This window comes from Pseudomonas sp. GW460-LB5, assembly GCF_059423245.1.
In genome coordinates, this window is record NZ_JBWKXT010000001.1 from 98,352 (window position 1) to 115,870 (window position 17,519).

Here is a 17,519-nt window from a genome sequence, read left to right on the forward strand (position 1 = left end):
CTGGAAGGCAACTTAGATCCCTGTGGGAGCGGGCAAGCCCGCGAACAAGGGCAAAGCCCTTGCCATGCACCGCGGTGGCTTCTTCGCGGGCATGCCCGCTCCCACAGGTGCCGCCCCCACAATGGGGCTCAATTCATTTTTTGCTCTCTGCGTTCGGGTCGTAGACCCGGGTCAGGTCGCCGCCCAGCCGGAAGCTGTTGAACGGCTGCATGTGCTGCTTGCGATCAAGCGTGTCGCCGACACAGTGATAAAGCGCACACCAGGGCTCGAGCCAGGCGTACTTGCCGTCGACCTTGAGGTCGGTCATGTCCTGTTTTTCACCCGCGCGGGCCTTGAAGTGGCTGGGGTCGCGTGCACCGGCCAGTACCCCTTCGCCCAGGCGCTGCAGGGCGAAGTTGTTCTCGCTGCGCAGGTCGACGTTATTGGCCTGGGCGAAGCTGGCAATCATCGCCAGCGGCGGCAGGGCGTAGTTGTGGTAGGCCAGCGCACGCTGCTTGCGCTTGATTTCGTTGGGCAGGAAGCCCTGGTCATCCACCTGGTTGGCGCCTACCTTGTATTCCTTCACGGCCCAGTCGAACAGGTCGCGACGGTCGGTGGCGACAGCGGTCGCCATGACTGACCAGGCTGCCCAGTAGCTGTGGTTGTTGATCTTCTCCAGCGGCAGGTCGCTCCAGTCGCGCACGGTCTGCTCGGCCAGGCGGGCGAACCATTTTTCGATCAGCTCGGCCTCGGCGCGGTGCGCGGCCAAGGGCTGCGAGTTGGAGAACTTCAGGCGCAGCCACGAACCGCTCATGCTGCCCAGCGCCCATTTGCGCATCGACTTGCCGGTGTGGTTGTAGTCGGTGGACATCAACGCATCGGCGCGCGCCCAGGTGCCCAGCCACGTCAGGGTGCAGTCGAGCTGCGCCGGGCGGCCGTCGCGCATGTACTGGCCAACCATCTTGCTCACGCCTTTCTCAAGGGTGGTGATGTCTTCGGTCGACTTGCGAAAGGCCTTTTCCGAGGCTGCGTTGAGCGTTGCCCGTGCCTTGTCCGAGCCTTCGTACTTGCTACGGAACTGCAGCGCACCGGTATAGGGCTTGGGCGCCGCTTCACAGCGGAAGTTACCATCGCTGGTCTTGAGTTTTTCGATCCCTTCGTAGTAACCCTGTGGGGGTACCAGCGCGGCGTGCGCGGCACCGCCAAACAGGGCCAAGGCGAGCAGGGCGGGGCTGGAAATTCGCTTGAGCATGGTCATGGGTCGCCTCACTGGCCGGCTTGCGCGGTTTGCGCAGGCACGGCGAAGTTGTTGCGTTTGCAGAGCTTGGCCTCGACCTTCTGGGTGCCGCTTTCCGGCCCCTGTACTTCGAACGCCAACAGGCTTTGGCTGGCCCAGTCTTCGTCTTCGCGCATCTGGAAGACAAAGCGGCCGTCGGTGTCGGAGGTTTCCGGTTTCTCCAGCTTGATGTCCTCGTGGCGGCCGTTGAGGTACCAGAGGGTGGCCTGCAGCACCTTCACCGACGGGTCTTCGAACTTGACGTCCATCTGCAGGTTGCGGTTGATCAGGTCTTTGATCACGCCGCCCTTGCCGTTGACCATCAGCTCGTTCTTGCCGGGCTTGAGGGTGGTGCTGGCGCTCATCAGGGCCGGGCGGTCGTCGCAGCCGTCATCGAGCAGGCCCAGGATTTGCCGCCAGATGGTTTCCTGGTCCAGGCGGTACAGCGGGGAGAATTCCCAGACCAGGATCTTCGGCGGGTTCTTCTGGAATTCCTCACTGCCCAGGTACTGGATCATCGAGCCTTCCAGGCCACCGCCAGGGAAGGCGACATTGAGCACGTCGGCGCCGATGTACTGCTCGAGGAAGCCCGAGAAGTTGTAGTTCTTGCCACTGTGGCTGGTGCCGACCAGGGTGATCTGCGCGTTGCCGCCGTCACCGAACAGGTCATCGCCGCCGCTCGAGCCTTTCGGTTCGGTGGCGAACTGGTCCATGTACTGCACGGCGTAGCTGGTGCCGCAGAGCTGGCCGGCAACGTTGTGCAGGGTGCCGGTCTTGCCCATGCGCCCGGACTTCTTGGTCTCGAATTCCTTGCGCGGGATGCCTTCGAAGGCCGGCATCTTGTGCACGGTGTCGGCCACGATTTTTGCTGCGCGCTCGGCGCCATATGGGGTCCAGTGCTGGTCGCCGCGAAAGTAGAAGTCCTTGCCCTGGTCGGCGGCGGCCAGTTGCTCGTTGGTCAGCGGCGACAGGTCGGGCACGTTGTAGCCCATGCTGGCGAAGCGCTTGAGCATCGCCTGGTAGTTGCCCAGGGCCTTCTGGTAGTCGAAGGCGGCTTTCTCGGCCGGGTTGAGCATGTTGCGGTTCACCAGGCCACGGGTCGGCTGGTACACCAGCACCAGCTCCACGCCGCGCTTCTTGAACGCGTCGTGCACCTGCTGCAGGCGCTTGTAGCCGGCCGGGGTGGTGTTGAACTCGGTGCGCAGGTCTTCGCGGGTACGGAACAGCCAGTCGCCCTTGGCCTGCACCAGCGTGGTGAAGTTCTGCTGGTAGCGAGTGGTGTAGCGGCTGGCGTCGTGCGCTTCGGGGCACAGCTGGCAGCAAGGTTCGGCGCTGAAGGTGGGGGCCTTCACTTCGTCGGCACGCACGCCTTGGCTGATCGCCAGGAGGGCGGCGGACAGGCCCAGCAGTTTGATCAGGTGTGGGGTCATGGTCTGGGCTTCCTTAATCGATCATTTCGGTCTGGCGTTCGACCGGGTCGATCAGCACAGCTTTTTGCTGGCGCACCAGCAGGTCGAGGATTTCGTCCTGGCGCTCGCCCAGCACACCATTGAGGCTGATGCCGCTGGCCTTGCGTGGGGCGAGCATGGACACCTTGTACAGCTCGACCGACAGCGGCGAGTCGATCGACAGCGGGCCGGAGCCGTTGGCCGCCAGCTCGCCACCCACCACGATCAGCGACACCTTGGTGTCGAATGGGTCGAGGGCGATGTCGCGGTCAGTGTCGGACAGGTCCTTGATGTGGCCGTATACGCCGACCAGGCCGTTGGCCATGGCGATGTTTTCGTACAGGCGGATGTTCACGCTGTTACGCACGCGGATCCCGTGGCGGCGGTTGTTGATCAGCTTGTTGCCCCAGATCAGGTTGTCGCCGCTTTCGTACAAGGTGATGCCGTCGGTGTGGTTACGGTAGATCTCGTTGTAGGCCACCAGATTGTTGACGCTGTTACGGTCGATCACTACGCCCGAGAGCTTGTTGTCGTAGCTCTTGTTGTTGATGATCCAGCTATCGTTGACCTCACGCGAAACGATGATGCCGTGCTTTTTCTTGGTGCCGTGCACCGTGTTGCCGGCAATGATCAGGCGGTGCGATCGGTCGTGCGGGTCGATGCCGTAGACGATGTTGTCGCGGTAGGTACTGTCCTTGACCACGAAGTCCTGGGTCTCGTAGCAGTAGAAGCCGTACCACATGTCGCTGAACGCCGAGCCGATGATCCAGCCGGTGGGTTCCGGGCGGCCCATGCGCTTGGCCATATTGGGCGTGTACTGCGAGATGCTCACGCCATACGACTTGGACTTGGCGTAGCCGAAGCTGGCCATCTTCGTGTTGACGATGTAAGTCTCGGTACCGCCCCACGACAGCAGGAACGGTCGGAATTCCTTGGGCGAGCGGAAGGTGGCCGGGCCGTTGTCTTTTTCGCGCCAGCCGGTCACCTGGGTGTCGGTGACGAACAGCTTGCCGTCGTTGACCAGGAACGAGCCGCCCTCCTGGGACAGGCGCAGTTGTTTGACCTTGCCGTCGATCTCGAGGATACCCTTCTGCCCGACCACGATCGGCAGGCGTGCCAGGTAAACCCCTGGCTCGACCTCGCTGAGGTACTGCCTGGGTACCTGCTTGCTCAACTCGACCAGGTCGACATGGCCATCATCGACGAAGATCGCCTGCGGGATGCCGTGCTGGCGCTGCACCCACTCGGCTGCCTTGTTGTCGCCGCCGACGAACTCCTTGAGGGTGTCCTCCTGGAACATACGGCGCAGGCTGACCTTGCCTTTGTGGCGGCGGTCGATCTTCTTCTGCACCGCTTCGGCGGTGAAACCGGTCAGGTCAGGCAGCTTTGGCGGGTCCATCTGCAGCGGCTCGATCGGTGCGCTGGCCACGGTGTAGGTCTTGGCCTGCTGCAAGCCCTTGGCGATTACCTGGGGCTCTGCGGCAGCGGCCAGGCCGCTTGCCAGCAGCAAAGCGCTGGCCAACAGGCTGTGACGTAAGTGCGGGTGAAGGTTCATAACGGTCAGTCCCCTAGCGGCCTCAGAAGCGCCAGATCACATCGACGAAGGCGCGGTGCATGTACGAGTCCGCTTCCTTGCCGTAGGCGTCGCCCGGCTTGAACACACCGGCACGCAAGCGCACCAGGGCGGACGGCTCGTCGATGGCCTGGCTCATCGAAGCCGGCAGCAGGCCTTGCTTGAAGTACTTGGTCACGACCACGTCCATTTCCTGGCCAAGGTCTTTTTCGCCGTCGACCAGTTGGCGGCTGATGCCGTTGTCGTTGACGGCTGCGTTGATGCCGCTGGAGCCGATATTCTGGTTGCCGTCGACGCGCCAGAACTTGTGGTAGATCAGGCTGGCGTCGTAATCGTCGCGCAGTTGCCAGGAGGCGAAGAGGGTGGCGGCCTGCAGGTTGCCCAGCTCGCCGCGGAAGGCTTCGCCGAAGCGGTGCACGCGCGAGCGGGTGCCGGTGAAGTTGGAGCGGTTGCTCTCAAGGCCGGTCTGCTCGAAGTTGTTCGAGCCGTCGTCACCGCCGCCGCCGCTGCCGCGGGCGTAGGCCGCGCCGACCTGCCATTGCGGGTCCAGGCGCAAGCGGATGCCGAGGTCGGTGGCCCAGGCGTTGACGTCGCCGCTCTGCGTGCCGGTGGCAACCTGGTCGTCGCCTACGGCCTGGCTGCTGAGCTTGTCGCGGTCACCGGTCAGCCAGGTGACGCTGCCCCAGTAATTGACGGTGTGGTCGTTGCGCCAGTTGTAGGCATCGCTGTTGGCTTCAAGGCCCAGCCAGGTCAGGTCGCCGGTGCGGGTCTTGTCCAGCGCATCGACGGTTTCGCCGGGGTTTTTCAGGCTGCCGCTGTCATGGGTGTGGTGGGCGCGTACGCCCACCCAGTGGCCAGGGGTCCACTGCGTGGCGACGTTGCCGTAGATGTGCGTGCGGTCCTTGTCTTCCGGGGCCAGCTCGGTGAGGTCGGTGCGGTACTCGCTGAAGCGCTGGGCCACGCCCAGGTCGGCCTTGAGCAGGGTGGTGTCGAAGGTCCAGTTGAGTGCTTCGATGTTGGTGTCGCGCCACATGCCATCGTCGCTGCGCAGGCGCTGGCGACCGAAGCGCAGTTGCTCGCCCGGGTAGGCGGTGAGGCCGCTGTAGCCCACCCAGAACTCACGCATGGCCAGGTAGCTTTTGTCTGGCTGGCGGCTGTCTTCGCCGGTGTCGGTGGTGCTGCCGTCGTCGTTCTGGCGCAAGGTGTCGGTTTCGATGGTGTCGGTGGCTGCGACCGCCTGGCCCATGGCGTAGGCGCTCCAGTTGCCCCGCTCGCCGTACACCCATGGGCGCAGGTCCAGGCCCAGGCCGTTGACGTCGCCGCCAGGCCGGGTGCCCAGGTCACGGTCGTCTTCCGACTGCCCGGTAATCTTCACGTCCAGGCCGAAGTTTTTCTCGGCGGTCATCTCCGCCAGGGTCGGGCAGGACCACAGCAGGGCGAAGCTCAGGCCGATGCCGGCTTTCACGAAGGGATTGAGCGTCATAGCGAGTCCTCACCGTCTACTTCTTTTTCGTCGTCCTGCAGGGCTTCTAGGGCCAGGGTGCTATGTGCGCCCTGCGCCATGCTGCCGCGTGCACGCTTCTCCTGGTCCAGCAGTTGCTGGGCCTGGCTGCGCTGTTCAGGTGACAGTTGCTGATCGAGCTGCTGCAGCAGTTCAGCCGATTGCGGCGTCGGGTTGGCCTGCGACAGCTGGGCGAATACCCAGGCGTTGCCGGGTTGCGGGCGAATGCCATGGCCTTCGCTGAACAGCTGAGCCAGGGCATAGTCGGCGCTGTTCTGCCCGCCACGGGCGGCGGCCAGCAGGTTGTCGACGGCCTTCTGCGGCTCGACATTGCCCAGGTAGCCGCGGCGGTACAGCTGGCCCAGGTAGTAATGGGCGCTGATTTCACCGGCATCGGCCGCCGCTTGCAGGTGCTGCTCGGCTTTTTTGGCGTCGGCTGGCAGGGTTTTACCTTCGTAGTACAGGCGGCCCAGCAACAGTTCGGCGCGTGGTTGTTCGGCCTTGCGGCCCTTGTCGATGTAGGCCAGCAACTGGTCGGTGTCGCCCAGTTCGGGGAAGTCGTACAGCAGTTGCGCCAGGCTGACCCAGGATGCCGGATTGGCTGGGGCCACCTGCTCAAGCAGGTCCTTGGCGGTTTTCTCATCGGTCTGGCCGAGGCTGCGATCGGCCAGGACCCGGGCCACGCTGTCGACCCGGGTGGCCGGCACTGCGCCACGGGCGTAGGCAGCTTTCAGCTGGGCGAGCAGGGCGGCTTGCTGATCGGCCTGAGCGCGCTTCTGGTACACCGTGGCCAGTTCGACGTAGCAGATGTCGGTGGTGTTCAGTGCGGCCTTGCACATTTTCTCCACCTCGCCCAGGTGCTGGTCGTAGGTGCCCTGGGTACGGTACAGCAGCACCTGGGCCAGGCCCGCTTCCGGGTTGCCGGCGGCGCGCCACTGGTCGATCTGCTGCTGCGCGTTGACCGTTGGGAAGCTCTGCGGATAGCTGAGGTAAAGCATTGCCAGCGGGATCAGGGTATTGCTTTCGCCCTGTTTCGCCGCCTGCCTGAGCAGGGTTTCGGCTTCCTCGCGCTCGGCCTGGGTGCTGTCAGGCTTGGCCACCAGCAGGCGGCCCAGACGCGCCTGGGCACGGGGCGAGGTAGCGGCCGCGGCGCGGTAAGTGGCCTCGGCTTCCTTGATTTGCGACGGGTCGCGGGTGGCCACCTTGATGTCCGCCAGGCCCACTTGCGCATCGCTGTAGCCCAGGTCGGCCAGGGCCTTGTAGTTGCGCTCGGCCAGTGCCGTGTCGCCGCGTTTCAGGGCTTCGTTGGCCAGGCGCTGGTCAGGCAGGCCTGCACAGCCGGCCAGGGTGATGGCGGCTGCCAGGGCACACAGGCCCAGGCTTGCGCTCTTCTTGCAGGGCATCATGCGGTGATCCTCTTACAGGCCACGGGCCACGGCTTTGTCTACAAGCCAGTTCAGCGACGGGCCACGGTCGCTGTTGACCGCTGCCGGGCGGCCGGCGAGTTCGGCAGGCATGCCACTGTCAGGCTTGATCTGCACGCGGATGTCGGAGGACAAGTCTTCGCTGTTCAGGCTGGTGCTGCTGACGATCTGGCCAGTGCGCACTTCGTCTTCGCCGGCGACCTGGAAGTTGACCTGGGTACCTGGCTTGACCTCGTCGAACTGGCGGTAGCTGAAGCGGGCCTCGACCATCGGCGTGGTGGTGCGCGGAATCAGCTGGAAGATCGGCTGGCCCTTGGCTGCGTACTGCCCGTCGTCCACCAGTTGGCGGGCAACCACGCAATCGCAGGGGCTGGTGAGGGTGCCAGACAGCTGCTTGCCGAACAGTTCCTCGATCTTCGCCGGCTCCAGTTGCGCGTCGTCCAGGTTGCCCTTGAGCATGTCCAGCATGCTGGTGGTGAAGCTGGCCAGTGGTGCGCCCTTGGCAATCTGCCCACCGCTGTCGACCAGGCTGCTCACGGTGCCGTCGCGCGGCATGGTGACGGTGGTGGTCGGTACCGCGACCACACCGGCTTCGGCGTGGCTGACGAAGTACATGCCGTACAGCGACTTGGCGACAAAGCCGAAAGCCGCGACGCCGACCACGAATACGCCGAGGGTGACGGTGACTGCCTTGAGTCGGCCGAAGGCGCTCAGGCCCGACCCACCGTCTTTCTGCTTGCGTGCCTTGGTGAAATTGTCGCGCTGCAAGGTGCTCAGCACATCGCCGATGCTGATCAGCTCGCCCGACAGGTGGCTGGTGATGATGTGCCGCAAGGTGGCGATGTCGCGTGGTTCAAGGTTCTGGAACTGCGCACCGGTCCGGCCATTGTCCGGGTTGTACGAGCGCACCTGGAACTCGATGTCGATCGACAGGCCCAGGTTGTCGACCACGAACTGCAGGCGCCCGCGCAGTACTTCGCCCACCGACAGTTGCTGCTTGGTGTGGAAGCTCAGGCCACCGGCGGAAAGGTCGTCGACCTTCACTTCATGGGTTTGGCGCTGGGCGTCCAGGAAACGCAGCTTGGCGGGAATGCGCACCCGGGCGTGTTGGCGCTGGGCTTCGGACTCATGCACGACATTGACGTTCACGGCGGTATTCATGGGGGTTTGTTCCTGTTAGATCCGATCCGGGTTGGGCTCACACGACCATGAACAGCACAGCAACGAAGATGCTGGCAGCCGAGAAGGTCATGGTCCGCGAGGACCAGGTGTTGAACCATTGTTGAAAGCTGGCGAGGTCACGCTTGAGGGCAGTGGGCTGACGCGTCCACGACTGCTTGTCGAGGCGGAAGAACACGTAGATCTTCATCAGCGCGCCGATGATCTGGTTGTAATAGAGAATCAGCGGGTAGGCCGGGCCTACGTTGTGGCCGGAGCACAGCAGCATGATGGTGAGGATCAGGCGGGTGATGCCGATCCACAGCAGGTACACCAGCAGGAAGGCCAGGCCGAACTTGAGGCTGGCGATCACCGCCACCGTCAGCCCTAGCAGGCTGGTCCACATCGATACGCGCTGGTCGAACAGCACGATGCTGGTGAACAGCCCGAGGCGGCGCAGGCCCAGGCCCAGTGCACGGGAGTTCTGCCGCAGGTTGTTGCCGTACCAGCGGTACATCAGCTTGCGGCTGGCCTTGAAGAAGCTCTTTTCTGGTGGGTGCTCGACCGTGTTGATGGCAGCGTCCGGCACGTAGAAGGTGTCGTAGCCCAGGCGCATCAGGCTGAACCAGCTGGATTTGTCGTCACCGGTAAGGAACTTGAAGCGGCCCAGGCGCCAGTGCATCAGCGAGTCGCTTTCAACGTCGGCGATGAACTCAGGGTTGGTCACCACGCTTGCGCGGAACATCGACATGCGCCCGGTCATGGTCAGCACGCGCTTGGACAGGGCCATGGAGCACATGTTGATGTGGCGCTGGGCGAAGCGCAGCTTGTGCCACTCGCTCATGATGTAGCCGCCGCGCACTTCGCAGAACTCGTTGGTGGTCAGGCCGCCGACGTTGGGGAACAGTTTGAACCACGGCACGGTCTTGCGTACCACACCATCGGCCAGCACGGTGTCGCCGTCGATCACGGCCACCACGGCGTTTTCGTCCGGCAGCATGCGCGAGATGGCGCGGAAGCCGTAGGCCAGGCCATCGCGTTTGCCGGTACCGGCAATGCGCACGATGTCCAGTTTCACATGGGCCGGCGGGTTGTACTTGGCCCACAGGCTTTTCACCAGCAGTTCATCGGACATCTCCACCAGCGAGCAGACCACGGTGGTAGGGAAGCCACAGTTGATCGCCTCGCGAATCACCGAGCTGTAAACCTGGGCCGTGGTCAGTGCCTCGATACGGAAGCTGGTCACCATCAGGTAGACATGCGATGGGTCGGTGGCATCGCCCATTTTCTGCACCTTGCGGCGCAGGTACGGGTACACGCCGTAAAGAAAGATCATGCCGCGGATGAAATGGGTGGCGCCCATGGAATAGCGCCAGATGCCGACTGCGCCGACCAGGAAGATGAAGTGCTTCGATTGCGAGTCGAAGATATCGGCTGGCAGGGCCAGGGCGATCAGCATGAGCAGGCTCATGTAGAGCAGCCACCCGGCGCACTGCAACAGCACGGTCTGGAGCCTTTGCATGTTCAGCATCCGTCGAGAATTCGGGAAAGGGTGGGCGACGCAGGCTCGGCCGCGTCGCCCGGCCGAGGGCTTACCAGCAGATGCCTTCGGTACGGCTGGTGGTGCTGCTCGGTTTGCTCATGAAGCCGACCAGGTCGATCACCTGCTTGCCGGCTGGCGCTTGCTGGGCCAGCGTGCGGAACTGCTCGTCACGGTTGCCCAGGACGATGATGTCGGCGTTGTCGATCACCTGCTGGAGGTCGGCATTGAGCAGCGACGACACGTGCGGGATCTTCGACTCGATGTAGTCCTTGTTGGCGCCATGCATGCGGGCGTACTGAACGTTCTCGTCAAAGATGTCCAACTGGTAGCCCTTGCCGATCAGGCGCTCGGCCAGTTCTACCAGCGGGCTTTCGCGCAGGTCATCGGTACCGGCCTTGAAGCTCAGGCCAAGCAGGGCGACCTTGCGCTTGTCGTGGGCTTCGATCAGTTCGAAGGCGTTTTGCACCTGCGATTCGTTGCTGCGCATCAGCGAGTCGAGCAGCGGGGCGCGCACGTCCAGGCTGGCGGCACGGTAGGTGAGGGCGCGCACGTCCTTGGGCAGGCATGAGCCGCCGAAGGCAAAGCCTGGGCGCATGTAGTACTGGGACAGGTTCAGTACCGTGTCCTGGCAGACCACGTCCATCACTTCACGCCCATCAACGCCTACCGCTTTGGCGATGTTGCCGATTTCGTTGGCGAAGGTGACTTTGGTGGCGTGCCACACGTTGCAGGTGTACTTGATCATCTCGGCCACTTCGATCGGCTTGCGGATGACCGGGGCGTCGAGTTCTTCGTACAGGGCTTGCAGGATGTCGCCACTGGCGCTGTCCAGTTCGCCGATGACGGTCATCGGGGGCTGGTCGTAGTCCTTGATCGCGGTGCTTTCACGCAGGAATTCCGGGTTTACCGCGACGCCGAAGTCGACGCCGGCTTGTTTGCCCGAGCAGTCTTCGAGGATCGGGATGACCACGTTCTTGACGGTACCCGGCAGCACGGTGCTGCGCACCACGATGGTGTGACGGCGGGTGGTGTCACGCAGTACGTAGCCGATCTCACGGCATACCGACTCAATGTACTCCAGGCCCAGGTCGCCGTTCTTCTTGCTGGGCGTACCCACGCAGATCATCGAAACGTCGCTGGCGCGGATGGCTTCGGCGAAGTCGGTAGTGCCGCGCAGACGGCCATTGGCGATGCCCTGTTGCAGCAGTGCTTCCAGGCCAGGTTCGACGATGGGCGACTTGCCCTGGTTGATCAGGTCAATCTTGGTGCTGGACACGTCCACACCGATCACTTCATGGCCACGCGCCGTCAGGCAGCCTGCACAGACTGCACCCACATAACCCAAACCAAAGATGCTGATACGCATCGCTATCACCTCATGTGTTTATCACGCCGACACCTCCGCAGAGAGTCGGGCTGGGTTGATTAACAACAGTTTTTCAGGCGCACGGATTCATGGCGAATGCACACTTGGCCGAGCGCAGGCAAAATAAATCCGGAGCGCACAAACTTATGCACTTAAAGTTGGCAGTCAAAAGCCATTAATAAAAAACGTGCCCTGGCATGCAGCCGTCTTTATTGCAATGCGCTACTTGGCACACTGCTGTGCTTGTTTTTTCAAGTGGATAAATCCTTTGAAATCAACCACTAGGACGATTTGTAAGGGACGCTTCTCTCCTGCATGGGCAAGGTTTTCGGGGGACCCCGTGCAACCTGTTGAAGTTACCAAGGCAGTGAGTAGATATCTGCCTCTGTCACCTGTAAGTCATCTCTCACAGCCCGTAGGCAGGAAAATCGTTACGGCACTATGAGCGATCTGCTGCATAAGAAGTTCCTGAGTGGGTTTCGACCGGATGAAAGATTTCTAAATATTTATTCAGTTGTCGGCAGTTTCAATTTGATAGCACGCGGGTAGTTCACCCCCGTGTATAAAGGGTGAAACTGTAACGGGATATTTTTATGCCAGCATCCGAAAAAAATTTTCAGAATTCGTCAAAAAAGGTATGAACGGTCTTATGGCGTTTTGCGATAAAGGTAGGGGTGATGTTTTTCTGGCGCCGAAATCGTGACGTGATGGCGATTTGCATCGAGCCCCAAATCAGGGCGGAGGGGAGGTTTAATGGCAGCAGGCTCTTCGCGGCAAAGGCCTGCTGCCACCTGGGGCGCGCTGAGCTCCCGGCCCGAGCAATCCCTGTGGCAGCGGCTTTAGCTGCGAAGAGGGCGTCACAGGATCAATCCGAGGGATGATCCCGCAAAAACACCAGATGATCAGCCTTTGACTGCTCGGCACTGTAGTAGTACCCCTGCACATCGAACTGCTTGAGCTGTTCCGGGTCGCTGATGCGCTGCTGGATAACGAAGCGGCTCATCATGCCGCGAGCTTTCTTGGCGTAAAAGCTGATGATCTTGTACTGACCGTTCTTCAAGTCCTTGAAGTCGACATTGATCACTCGGGCCTTCAGTGCGCTGCGTTTCACTGCACTGAAGTACTCGTTGCTGGCCAGGTTCAGCAGCACGTCATCGCCTTGTTCGGCCAGGGCCTGGTTCAGCCATTCACTGATGCGTGTGCCCCAGAAGGCATACAAGTCCTTGCCGCGGGCGTTGGCCAGCTTGGTGCCCATTTCCAGGCGATAGGGTTGCATCAGGTCCAGCGGACGCAGCAGGCCGTACAGACCCGAAAGCATGCGCAGGTGGTCTTGCGCGTAGCTGAAGTCGTCCTCGCCCAGGCTCTCTGCGTCGAGGCCGGTGTACACATCACCCTTGAACGCCAGCAGTGCCTGCTTGGCATTGGCCGGGGTGAAGTCCGGGGTCCAGCTGCCGAAGCGGGCGGCGTTCAGGCCCGCGAGCTTGTCGGACAGGTGCATCAGTTCGCTGATCTGCGCAGGCGACAGCTCGCGCAGCTGCTGGATCAGTACCTGTGAGTCGTCCAGGTACTGGGGCAGGGTGAAACGTTCTGTCACAGGCTTGGTGTCGTAGTCGAGGGTCTTGGCGGGTGAAATCACCGTCAGCATCGGGTCGGCTCCTGGCATCGTTGACCCAAGATTCTACGGGCTGGGCGGTGCAAGTCCAAACTATGGCGACGATAGTCACAGACCATGGCCGGCGCAGGCGCTATAGTTCGCGTTTTGTCGATGCGGAGCCCTCCACCGTGCGCATTGCCTTTGCCTTGCTGGCCGCGCTGCTGAGCCTTGCCGTGCAAGCCGCCCCTTCACCCCAGGTAAGCCTGGATCGCAGCCTGTGGCCCGAGCAACTGAACAGCCCGGCGCTGTTCGATGTGGCTTCGCGGGCCGAGATCCTCTCGTTTGCGCAGGTACTGCATGAAAGCGAGTTGCTGGACGACGCGGCGCTGGCGGCGCGGCTAGGCTTGCGGCAGATCAACCTGCAAAAGGTGCGTCTTGTGCGCGCGCGCCTGTGGCAGCGCCTGTGGCAGGGGTATGAGCAGGCGCAGCGCAGCTGCGAGCAGGATGCCTCATTCTGCTACCCGGTAACTTCAATGGCAGATTTACGTACGCAGGCAGCAACGTTCGCGGCCGATGTCGGCACGTTCTATACAAACTGGATTGAGCCGAGCCACCAGTTCCACGTGCGTTACCTGGACGAGCAGCTGCGCAAGGCCGCCTTGCTGCCGCAGACCAGCAGCGAGGTGGAGCGGCTGTCTGCGCGGGAGCGCACTGGCGATGAACTGAACGACCGTATGTTCTTGCTGACCTTTGTCGGCGGACCAGGGCCAGAGGGTGGTAACACCGATCTGCTTGCCGACTACCTGCGCCGGCAAAAGCTTCAAGCTACATTCTTCGTGCTGGGCAACCGCTTGCAGCAACGTCGTGACGCCGGGGCGGCAAATGCCTTGCGCCAGCTCTACCGCGGGCAGTGTGTAGGCATCCAAGGCTGGGAATACCGTTCCCATGCCCAATGGACGGGCTGGCAGGACTCGCTGCGGCGTAGCCAGGCACGGGTGCAGGCTGACCTGCCGGCACAGTACGTGCCGTTGTTCCGGCCACCGTATGGGCAGCGCCGGGCCGATGGCGAGGCGTTCATGGCCCGCCAGCAACTGCGCGTGTCGTTGTGGGATATCGATGCCCTGGACGATGGCGCGCTGAGCGCAGAGGCCTCTGCGCAGCGGGTGCTGACCCTGATGCTGTTGTGGCGCAAGGGCGTGATCCAGCTCCATGACAGCCTGCCCAAGGCTCAGCCAGCGGTAGAGTGGTTGCTGCGAAATACTGCCCAGAGCGGCATCGGCTGGGCGGATTGCCGGGAATATGCTTATCGCGAACAGGGGTATGACTTCTGAGCGTAGCCCCCTCTGGCGCTGTCGCCAAGGCCTCTTCGTCAATCGGAAAAATAAAGTTCAAAAACACGTAAAAATGCTTTTTACGGTCATGGTTTTTGCGGTATGAAGAAACCAGACAGCCGATTCCTGCAGCACAGGTGGCGTCATCCAGGCCCACCTAGCCAGGTTCGCTTCCCGCCCGTAACAACGCGGATACGGGGAGAACGGTAGTCACTTTGCGGCGCAACAGACCGTGCCGTATGGCTTCGACATAAGGTGACCGAGTATGGATGACCAAGGACGCAACCCTTCCTCCAGCAAGCCAATCCTGTATGTGCTCGATACCAACGTCCTGATTCACGACCCCAACGCATTACTCAACTTCGAGGAGCACCACGTCGCCATTCCGATGACGGTGCTGGAGGAACTCGACAAGCTCAAGACCGGCAAACAGACCATCGCCGCCGAATGCCGCCAGGCCATCCGCCTGATCGACCAGACCCTCGGCGACGCCTCGCCCAACGATGTCGAGCAGGGCGTACCGATCCAGCGCAACAAGAGCGGGCCCAAGGGGTTCCTGTCCATCCTGATGACCCCGCGCAACGAGCCGAACAAGCTGCTGCCGGAAACCCTCAACGACAACATCATCATCAACCAGCTGCTCGAAGTACGGGCGCGGCGCACCGACCTGGACGTGGTGCTGGTCACCAAAGACATCAACATGCGCCTCAAGGCGCGCGCCTGTGGCATTGCGGCCGAGGATTACAGCACCGACCAGCTGGTCGACGACGTGTCCTTGTTGTCCAAGGGCTACCATTCGGTCACCGGTTCGTTCTGGGACCGTGTCAGCAAGGTCGATACCCGCCAGGAGCGCGGCCGCACCTGGCATCGGGTGCAGATGATCGACAACCTGCCTGCGGTGCACATCAACGAGTTCATTATCGATGAGCAGGGCTTTGTCGGCTGGATCAAGGGTATCCGCAACGATGAGCTGCTGTTGCTCGACCTGCACCAGGAGCCCCTGCTGCACCAGGAAGCCTGGGGGCTGAAGCCTCGTGACATCCACCAGAGCCTGGCACTGTTTGCCCTGCTCGACCCGGATATCCACCTGGTCAACCTGACCGGCGCAGCCGGGTCCGGCAAAACCATTCTGGCCCTGGCCGCAGCCATCGAGCAGACCATGGTCAGCAAGCGCTACCGGCGCATCATCGCTACCCGCAGCGTGCAGGGGCTGGACCAGGAGATCGGCTTCCTGCCGGGTACCGAGGCCGAGAAGATGGAGCCGTGGCTGGGCGCCATCACCGATAACCTCGAAGCTTTGCACATGGATGACGAAAGCACCCATGGCAGCGTGGAGTACATCCTCGAGCGCGTGCCACTGCAGTTCAAGTCGCTGAACTACATCCGAGGCCGTAGCTTCCAGCAGAGCCTGATCCTGATCGACGAGTGCCAGAACCTGACGCCGCACCAGATGAAAACCATCATCACCCGTGCCGGCTCCGGGTCCAAGGTGGTCTGCCTGGGTAACCTGGCGCAGATCGACACCCCCTACCTGTCCGCGACCAGCTCGGGCCTGACCTACCTGACCGAGCGCTTCAAGGACTTCCCCCACGGCGTGCACATCACCCTGCAGGGCGTGCCGCGCTCGGTGTTGGCCGAGTACGCCGAGTCGCATCTGTAACCGTCACCGCCGGGCGGTTAGCCGCCCGGCTTTCCCTTGCAGGAGCAGCCTTGTGCTGCGAAGAGGCCATTACAGGCAGGGCTATTTTCCAGTCATGCCGGCCCTTTCGCAGCACAAGGCTGTTCCTACAGGTGATGTGCATGCCTCATACCTCTGCTCAAACCTGACCCACAGGTTTACACTGCCAGTTCCCTTCACAGGAGCAGAGCAGTGCTGACACATCTTGATTCCCAGGGGCGGGCCAACATGGTCGACGTCACTGAAAAGGCCGTGACCGAGCGCGAGGCCACTGCCGAGGCGCGGGTGCGCATGTTGCCGCAGACCTTGCAGATGATCGTCGACGGGGAGCATCCCAAGGGCGACGTGTTCGCCGTGGCGCGCATTGCCGGGATCCAGGCGGCGAAGAAGACCAGCGACCTGATCCCGCTTTGCCACCCGCTGATGCTGACCAGCGTCAAGGTCGAGCTCAGTGCCGAGGGCCAGGACGCCGTGCGGATTGTCGCCCGTTGCAAGCTGGCCGGGCAGACCGGCGTGGAGATGGAGGCGCTGACCGCTGCCAGCGTTGCCGCGCTGACGATCTATGACATGTGCAAGGCTGTGGACAAGGGCATGGTCATCGAACAGGTACGCCTGCTGGAAAAGCTCGGCGGCAAAAGTGGCCACTACAAGGTGCAGGCATGATGAAGGTCAAGGTGATGTACTTCGCCCGCTACCGCGAACTGCTGGGTGTGGATGGCGAGCGTGTAGAGGGCGCGTTCAAGGTGCTGGACGATGTGCGCCAGGCCCTGGTGGGCAAGGGTGGGCACTATGCGGTGCTGGCTGAGCAGAACCTGATGTGCGCGCGCAACGAAGAGCTGTGCAAGCTCGATGAGCCACTGCAAGAGGGTGATGAAGTGGCGTTCTTCCCGCCGGTGACCGGAGGCTGAACATGGCAGTGCGAGTGCAACACGGCGCGTTCGACCCAGGGGCCGAGGTGAATGCCATGCATGCGGCCAATGTTGGCGTGGGCGCGGTGGTCGGTTTTGTTGGCTATGTGCGGGATTTCAACGATGGCCGCGAAGTGGCGGGGATGTTCCTTGAGCACTACCCGGGCATGACCGAAAAGGCGCTGGCCAAGATCGTGGTCGAGGCCGAGCAGCGCTGGCCGTTGCTCAAGGTGGAGGTTTTGCACCGCATCGGTGCGCTGGAACCGGGCGAGCCGATCGTGTTTGTTGGCGTGGCCAGTGCCCATCGGCAGGCGGCGTTCGAGGCCTGCAACTTCATCATGGACTACCTGAAGACCCGGGCGCCGTTCTGGAAGAAGGAAAATACGCAGGAAGGGCCGCGGTGGGTTGAAGGCAAGCAGAGTGACCAGGATGCGGCGGGGCGCTGGTAGATTGCTGTCTGATGGCCGGGGCTTTGCCCCGGTTCGCGGGGCAAGCCCGCTCCCACAGGTTCTTTGCTGAACCCAAGGGCAGCGGAAAATCTGTGGGAGCGGGCTTGTCCCGCGAAGAGGCCGGCACAGGTCAGTGGTGTTTGCGCGGCACTGGCTTTAGCAGTTCATCGGGCGGCATTTCGCACTTGATCTTGCGCCCAGAAGGAAAATACGCAGGAAGGGCCGCGGTGGGTTGAAGGCAAGCAGAGTGACCAGGATGCGGCGGGGCGCTGGTAGATTGCTGTCTGATGG

The 17,519-nt window shown here is 62.3% G+C and carries 14 protein-coding genes and 1 pseudogene; 6 read left to right on the forward strand and 9 right to left on the reverse strand.

The annotated features are described in order from the left end of the window. Positions 1-133 precede the first annotated feature (133 nt). The 9 genes from AC07XM_RS00490 to yaaA form a co-directional block, all read right to left on the reverse strand. Entirely contained in the window at positions 134-1,237 is a 1,104-nt protein-coding gene (locus tag AC07XM_RS00490; RefSeq protein ID WP_016489016.1) for a mannuronate-specific alginate lyase, read from the reverse strand. A gap of 8 nt (positions 1,238-1,245) precedes the next feature. Next, positions 1,246-2,685, reverse strand: coding sequence for an alginate O-acetyltransferase (locus AC07XM_RS00495; protein ID WP_060517448.1), 1,440 nt, complete (start codon positions 2,683-2,685; stop codon positions 1,246-1,248). Between the two features lie 13 nt (positions 2,686-2,698). Further along, on the reverse strand, positions 2,699-4,258 hold the full coding sequence (gene algG, locus AC07XM_RS00500) for a mannuronan 5-epimerase AlgG (protein ID WP_060517450.1): 1,560 nt from the start codon (positions 4,256-4,258) through the stop codon (positions 2,699-2,701). Positions 4,259-4,280: 22 nt separating this feature from the next. Beyond that, a complete protein-coding gene (locus AC07XM_RS00505; protein ID WP_060517452.1) occupies positions 4,281-5,759 on the reverse strand; it encodes an alginate export family protein in 1,479 nt (492 codons plus the stop codon). Next, complete coding sequence (algK, locus tag AC07XM_RS00510; protein WP_102689055.1) at positions 5,756-7,183, reverse strand: alginate biosynthesis TPR repeat lipoprotein AlgK; 1,428 nt, start codon at positions 7,181-7,183, stop codon at positions 5,756-5,758. The genes AC07XM_RS00505 and algK overlap by 4 nt, the downstream gene beginning before the upstream one ends. Before the next feature lie 12 nt (positions 7,184-7,195). Then, positions 7,196-8,362, reverse strand: a complete 1,167-nt coding sequence (locus tag AC07XM_RS00515; RefSeq protein WP_023047937.1) for an alginate biosynthesis protein Alg44 — start codon at positions 8,360-8,362, stop codon at positions 7,196-7,198. A 37-nt stretch (positions 8,363-8,399) separates the two neighbouring features. Then, complete coding sequence (locus tag AC07XM_RS00520) at positions 8,400-9,881, reverse strand: glycosyltransferase family 2 protein (RefSeq protein WP_033731751.1); 1,482 nt, start codon at positions 9,879-9,881, stop codon at positions 8,400-8,402. A gap of 70 nt (positions 9,882-9,951) precedes the next feature. Further along, a complete protein-coding gene (locus AC07XM_RS00525; protein WP_023047936.1) occupies positions 9,952-11,268 on the reverse strand; it encodes a nucleotide sugar dehydrogenase in 1,317 nt (438 codons plus the stop codon). Between the two features lie 865 nt (positions 11,269-12,133). Beyond that, complete coding sequence (gene yaaA, locus AC07XM_RS00530) at positions 12,134-12,913, reverse strand: peroxide stress protein YaaA (protein ID WP_016489007.1); 780 nt, start codon at positions 12,911-12,913, stop codon at positions 12,134-12,136. Positions 12,914-13,050: 137 nt separating this feature from the next. On the opposite strand from yaaA, the gene AC07XM_RS00535 reads away from it, so the two are divergent. The 6 genes and pseudogenes from AC07XM_RS00535 to AC07XM_RS00560 form a co-directional block, all read left to right on the forward strand. Further along, positions 13,051-14,193 (forward strand): polysaccharide deacetylase family protein, encoded by a 1,143-nt coding sequence (locus AC07XM_RS00535; protein WP_016489006.1) that lies wholly within the window; start codon positions 13,051-13,053, stop codon positions 14,191-14,193. A gap of 265 nt (positions 14,194-14,458) precedes the next feature. Next, entirely contained in the window at positions 14,459-15,853 is a 1,395-nt protein-coding gene (locus tag AC07XM_RS00540) for a PhoH family protein (RefSeq protein WP_016489005.1), read from the forward strand. A 210-nt stretch (positions 15,854-16,063) separates the two neighbouring features. Beyond that, positions 16,064-16,534: a cyclic pyranopterin monophosphate synthase MoaC gene (moaC, locus tag AC07XM_RS00545; protein WP_016489004.1), complete on the forward strand. Its 471-nt coding sequence runs from the start codon at positions 16,064-16,066 to the stop codon at positions 16,532-16,534. Further along, entirely contained in the window at positions 16,534-16,779 is a 246-nt protein-coding gene (locus AC07XM_RS00550; RefSeq protein WP_016489003.1) for a MoaD/ThiS family protein, read from the forward strand. The genes moaC and AC07XM_RS00550 overlap by 1 nt, the downstream gene beginning before the upstream one ends. A 2-nt stretch (positions 16,780-16,781) precedes the next feature. Then, entirely contained in the window at positions 16,782-17,228 is a 447-nt protein-coding gene (gene moaE / locus AC07XM_RS00555) for a molybdopterin synthase catalytic subunit MoaE (protein WP_016489002.1), read from the forward strand. A 198-nt stretch (positions 17,229-17,426) separates the two neighbouring features. Beyond that, positions 17,427-17,504, forward strand: a pseudogene (locus AC07XM_RS00560) (molybdenum cofactor biosynthesis protein MoaE); the annotation flags it as partial. Between the last annotated feature and the right edge of the window lie 15 nt (positions 17,505-17,519).

Coding starts and splice junctions, on each gene's coding strand:
- AC07XM_RS00490 (WP_016489016.1), bottom strand. CDS start 1,237: ATGACCATGCTCAAGCGAATTTCCAGCCCCGCCCTGCTCGCCTTGGCC.
- AC07XM_RS00495 (WP_060517448.1), bottom strand. CDS start 2,685: ATGACCCCACACCTGATCAAACTGCTGGGCCTGTCCGCCGCCCTCCTG.
- algG (WP_060517450.1), bottom strand. CDS start 4,258: ATGAACCTTCACCCGCACTTACGTCACAGCCTGTTGGCCAGCGCTTTG.
- AC07XM_RS00505 (WP_060517452.1), bottom strand. CDS start 5,759: ATGACGCTCAATCCCTTCGTGAAAGCCGGCATCGGCCTGAGCTTCGCC.
- algK (WP_102689055.1), bottom strand. CDS start 7,183: ATGATGCCCTGCAAGAAGAGCGCAAGCCTGGGCCTGTGTGCCCTGGCA.
- AC07XM_RS00515 (WP_023047937.1), bottom strand. CDS start 8,362: ATGAATACCGCCGTGAACGTCAATGTCGTGCATGAGTCCGAAGCCCAG.
- AC07XM_RS00520 (WP_033731751.1), bottom strand. CDS start 9,881: ATGCAAAGGCTCCAGACCGTGCTGTTGCAGTGCGCCGGGTGGCTGCTC.
- AC07XM_RS00525 (WP_023047936.1), bottom strand. CDS start 11,268: ATGCGTATCAGCATCTTTGGTTTGGGTTATGTGGGTGCAGTCTGTGCA.
- yaaA (WP_016489007.1), bottom strand. CDS start 12,913: ATGCTGACGGTGATTTCACCCGCCAAGACCCTCGACTACGACACCAAG.
- AC07XM_RS00540 (WP_016489005.1), top strand. CDS start 14,459: ATGGATGACCAAGGACGCAACCCTTCCTCCAGCAAGCCAATCCTGTAT.
- AC07XM_RS00550 (WP_016489003.1), top strand. CDS start 16,534: ATGAAGGTCAAGGTGATGTACTTCGCCCGCTACCGCGAACTGCTGGGT.
- moaE (WP_016489002.1), top strand. CDS start 16,782: ATGGCAGTGCGAGTGCAACACGGCGCGTTCGACCCAGGGGCCGAGGTG.